This is a genomic window from Microbacterium sp. Marseille-Q6648 (assembly GCF_943181415.1).
Taxonomy (GTDB): domain Bacteria; phylum Actinomycetota; class Actinomycetes; order Actinomycetales; family Microbacteriaceae; genus Microbacterium.
On record NZ_CALPBZ010000005.1, the window covers coordinates 1 to 8,214 of the forward strand.

The following is an 8,214-nucleotide window of genomic DNA, read 5'->3' on the forward strand; positions in this document are numbered from 1 at the left end:
CGTCGGGTTAACGTGAAAGGGCCACCCAGCGTTGGGTGGCCCTTTCATGAAAGAAGTCCGGCGGTGTCCTACTCTCCCACAGGGTCCCCCCTGCAGTACCATCGGCGCTGAGAGGCTTAGCTTCCGGGTTCGGAATGTGACCGGGCGTTTCCCTCTCGCTATGGCCGCCGAAACACTATTGATGTTTCAATCAGTCACACGACAAGTATGTTGTTGTGTGTGTTCTCGACCGTACATCGAGAACCACTCAGTGGACGCAAGCACCAGAAACGGTGTGTTATCAAGTCATCGGCTTATTAGTACCAGTCAGCTGCACGCATTGCTGCGCTTCCACATCTGGCCTATCAACCCAGTAGTCTGGCTGGGAGCCTCTCACCCGAAGGTATGGAAGTCTCATCTTGAGGCCGGCTTCCCGCTTAGATGCTTTCAGCGGTTATCCATCCCGAACGTAGCTAATCAGCGGTGCTCCTGGCGGAACAACTGACACACCAGAGGTTCGTCCAACCCGGTCCTCTCGTACTAGGGTCAGATCCTCTCAAACTTCCTACGCGCGCAGCGGATAGGGACCGAACTGTCTCACGACGTTCTAAACCCAGCTCGCGTACCGCTTTAATGGGCGAACAGCCCAACCCTTGGGACCTACTCCAGCCCCAGGATGCGACGAGCCGACATCGAGGTGCCAAACCATGCCGTCGATATGGACTCTTGGGCAAGATCAGCCTGTTATCCCCGAGGTACCTTTTATCCGTTGAGCGACAGCGCTTCCACAAGCCACTGCCGGATCACTAGTCCCGACTTTCGTCCCTGCTCGACCTGTCAGTCTCACAGTCAAGCTCCCTTGTGCACTTACACTCGCCACCTGATTGCCAACCAGGTTGAGGGAACCTTTGGGCGCCTCCGTTACTTTTTGGGAGGCAACCGCCCCAGTTAAACTACCCACCAGGCACTGTCCCTGAACCGGATTACGGTTCGAAGTTAGATATCCAGAGTGACCAGAGTGGTATTTCAACAATGACTCCACGAATACTGGCGTATCCGCTTCAAAGTCTCCCACCTATCCTACACAAGCCACACCGAACACCAATACCAAGCTGTAGTAAAGGTCACGGGGTCTTTCCGTCCTGCTGCGCGTAACGAGCATCTTTACTCGTAATGCAATTTCGCCGAGTTCGCGGTTGAGACAGTTGGGAAGTCGTTACGCCATTCGTGCAGGTCGGAACTTACCCGACAAGGAATTTCGCTACCTTAGGATGGTTATAGTTACCACCGCCGTTTACTGGGGCTTAAATTCTCAGCTTCGCCTTGCGGCTAACCGGTCCTCTTAACCTTCCAGCACCGGGCAGGCGTCAGTCCGTATACATCGTCTTGCGACTTGGCACGGACCTGTGTTTTTAGTAAACAGTCGCTACCCACTAGTCTCTGCGGCCTCCAAACGCTTTCGGAGCAAGTCCTAATACGCCGAAGGCCCCCCTTCTCCCGAAGTTACGGGGGCATTTTGCCGAGTTCCTTAACCACGATTCTCTCGATCTCCTTGGTATTCTCTACCTGACCACCTGAGTCGGTTTGGGGTACGGGCGGCTTGAACCTCGCGTCGATGCTTTTCTTGGCAGCATAGGATCACCCACTTTTCATCCGCATCGTGTCTCAGCCTGTATGAGTCACGGATTTGCCTATGACTCGGCCTACGCACTTGCCCCGGGACTACCATCGCCCGGGTTGGGCTACCTTCCTGCGTCACACCTGTTAATACGCTAGCCGCACCAGCATGGGGTCGAGCGTTCGCCAGGACGCCTTCACCCCGAAGGGATCCGTGCATTCCTGGTTAGGACTCTTAGCACCACTGGATTAGCTTGGGCGGTTCTTCGCCGGTACGGGAATATCAACCCGTTGTCCATCGACTACGCCTGTCGGCCTCGCCTTAGGTCCCGACTTACCCAGGGAAGATTAGCTTGACCCTGGAACCCTTGGTCTTTCGGAGGACGTGTTTCTCACACGTCTTTCGCTACTCATGCCTGCATTCTCACTCGTGTAGCGTCCACGGCTGGTTCACACCGCCGCTTCACTCGCCACACGACGCTCTCCTACCCATCAACACGGCTGGACCACGAAGGCCTACCAATAATGTCAATGCCACAACTTCGGTGGCGTGCTTGAGCCCCGTTACATTGTCGGCGCGGAATCACTTGACCAGTGAGCTATTACGCACTCTTTCAAGGGTGGCTGCTTCTAAGCCAACCTCCTGGTTGTCTAAGCAACTCCACATCCTTTCCCACTTAGCACGCGCTTAGGGACCTTAGTTGGTGGTCTGGGTTGTTTCCCTCTCGACTATGAAGCTTATCCCCCACAGTCTCACTGCTGCGCTCTCACTTACCGGCATTCGGAGTTTGGCTGACGTCAGTAACCTTGTAGGGCCCATCGGCCATCCAGTAGCTCTACCTCCGGCAAGAAACACGCAACGCTGCACCTAAATGCATTTCGGAGAGAACCAGCTATCACGAAGTTTGATTGGCCTTTCACCCCTATCCACAGCTCATCCCCTCAGTTTTCAACCTAAGTGGGTTCGGCCCTCCACGACGTCTTACCGTCGCTTCAGCCTGGCCATGGATAGATCACTTCGCTTCGGGTCTAGGACACGCGACTGAATCGCCCTATTCAGACTCGCTTTCGCTACGGCTACCCCACACGGGTTAACCTCGCCACGTATCGCTAACTCGCAGGCTCATTCTTCAAAAGGCACGCTGTCACCCCTACTAAGGAGGCTCCAACGGTTTGTAAGCAAACGGTTTCAGGTACTATTTCACTCCCCTCCCGGGGTACTTTTCACCTTTCCCTCACGGTACTTGTCCGCTATCGGTCATCTGGGAGTATTTAGGCTTATCAGGTGGTCCTGACAGATTCACACGGGATTTCTCGGGCCCCGTGCTACTTGGGATACTCTCCACGCTGCGTCCGACATTTCGGTTACGGGGCTGGCACCCACTCTGGCCGGCCTTTCAAGACCGTTCACCTATATCGACGCATCACGTTCACTGCTCGGCAGAACAGTACGGAAAGTCCCGCAACCCCCAACATGCAACTCCTGCCGGATATCACACACACTGGGTTTAGCCTGATCCGCGTTCGCTCGCCACTACTGACGGAATCACTGTTGTTTTCTCTTCCTGTGGGTACTGAGATGTTTCACTTCCCCACGTTCCCTCTACCCGCCCTATATATTCAGGCGGGAGTCACCAGGCACGCACGCGCCCTGGCGGGGTTTCCCCATTCGGAAATCCTCGGATCAAAGTGTGCTTATCCACTCCCCGAGGCTTATCGCAGATTGCTACGTCCTTCTTCGGCTCCAGATGCCAAGGCATCCACCGTTTGCTCTTAAAGACTTGAAATCACATGAGTTTTCATCAAGAAACAAGCCAGGCACAAAGCCTGACCAGAAATTGACTAATGATCTTTAAGATCATCAATATGAACCAGTCCGAAGACCGGTCCAAAAGATGCTCGCGTCCACTGTGTAGTTCTCAAAGTACGGGCGGTACCCACCCCGCAACCAGCAAAAGCCGGAAAACAAGGATGGGCCCAGAGGTTCGTCAAGCCCGAATCCGAAGACCCGAACCATCCGGTCCCTCAGGACCCAACAGCGTGCATGTGCAAGATCAGAACAACCCCACCCTTCCAGCTGCAAGCAGCGTACTAAGTGAAGAAACCCATCCCTCGCACCCCATCAAATGTTCCACCCATGAGCTAACCAGCAGCACACATTCGGTGCTGACCTGGCGCCTGGACACCCCAAGAGGTGCCAGATGCTCCTTAGAAAGGAGGTGATCCAGCCGCACCTTCCGGTACGGCTACCTTGTTACGACTTAGTCCTAATTACCGATCCCACCTTCGACGGCTCCCTCCACAAGGGTTGGGCCACCGGCTTCAGGTGTTACCGACTTTCATGACTTGACGGGCGGTGTGTACAAGACCCGGGAACGTATTCACCGCAGCGTTGCTGATCTGCGATTACTAGCGACTCCGACTTCATGAGGTCGAGTTGCAGACCTCAATCCGAACTGGGACCGGCTTTTTGGGATTCGCTCCACCTCGCGGTATTGCAGCCCTTTGTACCGGCCATTGTAGCATGCGTGAAGCCCAAGACATAAGGGGCATGATGATTTGACGTCATCCCCACCTTCCTCCGAGTTGACCCCGGCAGTATCCCATGAGTTCCCACCATTACGTGCTGGCAACATAGAACGAGGGTTGCGCTCGTTGCGGGACTTAACCCAACATCTCACGACACGAGCTGACGACAACCATGCACCACCTGTTCACGAGTGTCCAAAGAGTTCTACATTTCTGCAGCGTTCTCGTGTATGTCAAGCCTTGGTAAGGTTCTTCGCGTTGCATCGAATTAATCCGCATGCTCCGCCGCTTGTGCGGGTCCCCGTCAATTCCTTTGAGTTTTAGCCTTGCGGCCGTACTCCCCAGGCGGGGAACTTAATGCGTTAGCTGCGTCACGGAATCCGTGGAAAGGACCCCACAACTAGTTCCCAACGTTTACGGGGTGGACTACCAGGGTATCTAAGCCTGTTTGCTCCCCACCCTTTCGCTCCTCAGCGTCAGTTACGGCCCAGAGATCTGCCTTCGCCATCGGTGTTCCTCCTGATATCTGCGCATTCCACCGCTACACCAGGAATTCCAATCTCCCCTACCGCACTCTAGTCTGCCCGTACCCACTGCAGGCCCGAGGTTGAGCCTCGGGTTTTCACAGCAGACGCGACAGACCGCCTACGAGCTCTTTACGCCCAATAATTCCGGATAACGCTTGCGCCCTACGTATTACCGCGGCTGCTGGCACGTAGTTAGCCGGCGCTTTTTCTGCAAGTACCGTCACTTTCGCTTCTTCCTTGCTAAAAGAGGTTTACAACCCGAAGGCCGTCATCCCTCACGCGGCGTTGCTGCATCAGGCTTCCGCCCATTGTGCAATATTCCCCACTGCTGCCTCCCGTAGGAGTCTGGGCCGTGTCTCAGTCCCAGTGTGGCCGGTCACCCTCTCAGGCCGGCTACCCGTCGACGCCTTGGTGAGCCATTACCTCACCAACAAGCTGATAGGCCGCGAGCCCATCCCAGACCGAAAAATCTTTCCAGACACTAACCATGCGGTTGCGTCTCGTATCCAGTATTAGACGCCGTTTCCAGCGCTTATCCCAGAGTCCGGGGCAGGTTGCTCACGTGTTACTCACCCGTTCGCCACTGATCCACCCAGCAAGCTGGGCTTCACCGTTCGACTTGCATGTGTTAAGCACGCCGCCAGCGTTCATCCTGAGCCAGGATCAAACTCTCCGTAAAAAACGATTGCCACCAACCACCGGAATAAGGCGCGAAGGCAGCGAGTTCAACCTGACCAAAAACGAATGTCACTGACATCCATAAATTGATCCAAAGGAATCTCAACCCAGCCGAAGCTGGACGAGGTTATTTGGCATTTGACAAGTGCACGCTGTTGAGTTCTCAAGGATCGGACGCTCCCCCCAACCAGCCTCACGACCAGCCCAGGAGGGCAACCTCACTATCTTATCCCCGCGCCGCCGCTTGTCAAATCGACACGCCGTGGCGTTCGTGCACCGTCTCAACTCTTCCGAGCCGATCCTGCGCACAGGGGAACCTCCATCTGCAGGCTTCCGGCACGCCGGTCATCCTGTTCGAAGGGGGGTGGTTCTCCGCTTGAGGGGGCGGGGCCTTGGCCTCTCCGCTCTCCCTTTGGGGCGAACACATGTAACTGTACGCGGGGATCCGTGCCGTGACGAATCCGCCGCGCATCCCGGGCGTGTCGCGCCGGCTCAGCCCTCGAGCAGCCCCGCGGAGGCGAGCATCCGCTCCGGCGTGAGCCGGATCACGACCCGTCTCGGATTGACCCGCGGCGGGCGGTAGCGAGCGGCGTAGAGGGCCTCCGCGCGTGCGACGGCGTCGGCATCGCGCTCGATCACGGCGCGTCCCGCGAGAGTCAGCCAGCGCGCGCCGTCGACCTGCGCCACGGTGGCGCGGCCGTCCCGCTCGACGTTGCGCACCTTCTGCGTACCGTCGCTGGTGATGACTCGGACGATTCCGTCGTCGAGGGTGAAGCCGACGGCGACCGCGTGGATGAGCCCCGAAGGCGCGATCGTCGAAAGCGTCGCCAAGTGGCGATCCGCGACGAACCGCCGCCCCTCGTCTGACAGATGCTTCACGTCGACATCGTATGCGCCCTCCCTCGCGGGTCGGTCGCCTCCACCGCCAGCGGCCCCGACCCCGCTCCGTGCGTCGCGGCGTCTCGTGTCATGCCTGTGGGCCGGTGACGCCGACACCCTGTCGGACGTCGAAGGCCAGCTGAGTCTCGGTCTGCCGAACACCTCGGTGCACCGTGATGTGCTCGAGCACCATGTCGCGGAGCATCTCGGGGCTCTCGACGGCGACGTGCACGAGGAAGTCCGCGCTGCCCGCCACATGGAACACCTGCAGCACGCGTGGCGTGCGGACGATCGCGTCGTAGAAGTCCTCGACCAGCTCCTTGCTGTGGCTTCCCAGCCGCACGGTCACCACCGCCTGCAGCGGGAACCCGAGTGCGGCAGGGTCGATAACGGTGCGGGCCCTGCCGATCACGCCCCGCTCCCGCAAGAGACGCCGCCGGTACGCGCACGTCGACTCGGCGATACCCAATTGCGCGGCGAGCTCTTTGTTGGTCACCTCGCCGTCGGTCGCGACGGCGTGCAGCAGCGCGCGGTCGAGATCGTCGAGCGCGAGAGGAGCGGACGATTGCGATTTCGGCAAGACGGGCTCCTCGATCTCGGATGGCGAGCGCGTTTCGACAACTCAATGCCGCGGATGCTGCTCTGTCAGCAGGATAGCTGGCCTAACCCTGTTGAAACGCACACCCTGGAGATATGCGTTCATCATCTTGGGGACTCGACAGCACCGCCGTCCACGCCGGACGCGAGGATCTCGCCGGTCTCGGCGTGCACGCGCCCCCGATAGACCTGTCGACCACCAACCCCCTCCCCGACATCGACAGAGGGGGCGACTCCTACGAATCGATGGCGACCGGCGGACGTCCGCTGCCCGACGGCGGATTCGTGTACGCGCGGCTGTGGAATCCCACCGTCGCGCGCTTCGAGTCGGCGCTCGCCGAGCTCGAGCACGCCGATGCCGCCGTGGCATTCGCCTCGGGTATGGCCGCGGTCACCGCCGCCGTCCTCGCCGCCACCTCCGCCGGTCGCGGCCGCCACATCGTCGCGGTACGGCCCCTCTACGGCGGCACGGATCACCTCCTCGCCTCGGGCTTGCTCGGCACGGAGATCTCGTACTGCGAGGAAGGCGACGTGGCGGCGACGGTGCGCCGCGACACCGCCCTGGTCATCATCGAGACGCCGGCGAATCCCACTCTCGAACTGGTGGACATCGCCGCGGTCGTCGCTCAGAGCGACGGCGTCCCGGTGCTCGTGGACAACACGTTCGCCACGCCGGTCCTGCAGAACCCGCTCGATCTGGGCGCGGCGATGTCGTTGCACAGTGCGACCAAGTACATCGGCGGGCACGGCGACGCCATTGCGGGTGTCGTGGCGTGCTCGGAGGAGTGGGCCGAGGCGCTGCGGCGGGTGCGGGCCGTAACGGGCGGCATCCTGCACCCGCTGGGGGCGTATCTGCTGCACCGCGGGATCGCCACCCTGCCGTTGCGGGTGCGGGCCCAGCAGTCGTCGGCGCAGCGGGTCGCGCAGTGGCTGCGCACTCACCCCGCGGTCTCGGACGTCTACTACCCGGGACTCGACGGCGATCCCCGGGGGCTGCTGCACCGGCAGATGCGCGGCACCGGCGCGATGATCGCGATCCGTCTGCGCGGAGGCTTCGCGGCAGCGAGCAGCGTCACCACGGGCGTGCGTCTGTTCACGCACGCGGTCTCTCTCGGCGGCATCGACTCGCTCATCCAGCATCCCGCCGCGTTGACCCATCGACCTGTCGCGGCCCATGCGAAACCGAGCGACGACATCGTCCGCCTGTCGATCGGTCTCGAAGACACCGACGACCTGATCGCCGACCTCGCGCAGGCGCTCGAGTCGTTCGCCCCGGCTGCCGAGCCGGACTCTCGAGAGCGGCTCGCGGCGACCGCAGTGCGCTGAGACCTCCGACGGTTGTGACACCCCGACGTCGGTCCGCGGATCTTCCGATCCCGGAGCCTCCTGCTGTGCAGAGCGGCGAGGC

The 8,214-nt window shown here is 59.8% G+C and carries 3 protein-coding genes and 3 rRNA genes; 1 reads left to right on the forward strand and 5 read right to left on the reverse strand.

What is annotated here, in order from left to right; genetic code table 11:
* Positions 1 to 55: 55 nt before the first annotated feature.
* The 5 genes from rrf to NFR93_RS12350 all read right to left on the reverse strand — a co-directional run bounded on the left by rrf (position 56) and on the right by NFR93_RS12350 (position 6,789).
* Positions 56 to 172 (reverse strand): 5S ribosomal RNA (rrf, locus tag NFR93_RS12330).
* Between the two features lie 104 nt (positions 173 to 276).
* Positions 277 to 3,383, reverse strand: a 23S ribosomal RNA gene (locus tag NFR93_RS12335).
* A gap of 425 nt (positions 3,384 to 3,808) precedes the next feature.
* Positions 3,809 to 5,331, reverse strand: a 16S ribosomal RNA gene (locus NFR93_RS12340).
* Together the 16S, 23S and 5S rRNA genes form the textbook arrangement of a ribosomal RNA operon.
* A 491-nt stretch (positions 5,332 to 5,822) precedes the next feature.
* On the reverse strand, positions 5,823 to 6,209 hold the full coding sequence (locus NFR93_RS12345; protein WP_251453624.1) for a PPOX class F420-dependent oxidoreductase: 387 nt from the start codon (positions 6,207 to 6,209) through the stop codon (positions 5,823 to 5,825).
* A gap of 88 nt (positions 6,210 to 6,297) precedes the next feature.
* On the reverse strand, positions 6,298 to 6,789 hold the full coding sequence (locus NFR93_RS12350) for an Lrp/AsnC family transcriptional regulator (RefSeq protein WP_251453626.1): 492 nt from the start codon (positions 6,787 to 6,789) through the stop codon (positions 6,298 to 6,300).
* A gap of 113 nt (positions 6,790 to 6,902) precedes the next feature.
* On the opposite strand from NFR93_RS12350, the gene NFR93_RS12355 reads away from it, so the two are divergent.
* Positions 6,903 to 8,132, forward strand: a complete 1,230-nt coding sequence (locus NFR93_RS12355; protein ID WP_251453635.1) for a trans-sulfuration enzyme family protein — start codon at positions 6,903 to 6,905, stop codon at positions 8,130 to 8,132.
* Positions 8,133 to 8,214 lie beyond the last annotated feature (82 nt).

Bases quoted from the DNA above. Each gene is read 5' to 3' on its own strand.
- NFR93_RS12355 (WP_251453635.1), top strand. From the start codon at position 6,903: ATGCGTTCATCATCTTGGGGACTCGACAGCACCGCCGTCCACGCCGGA.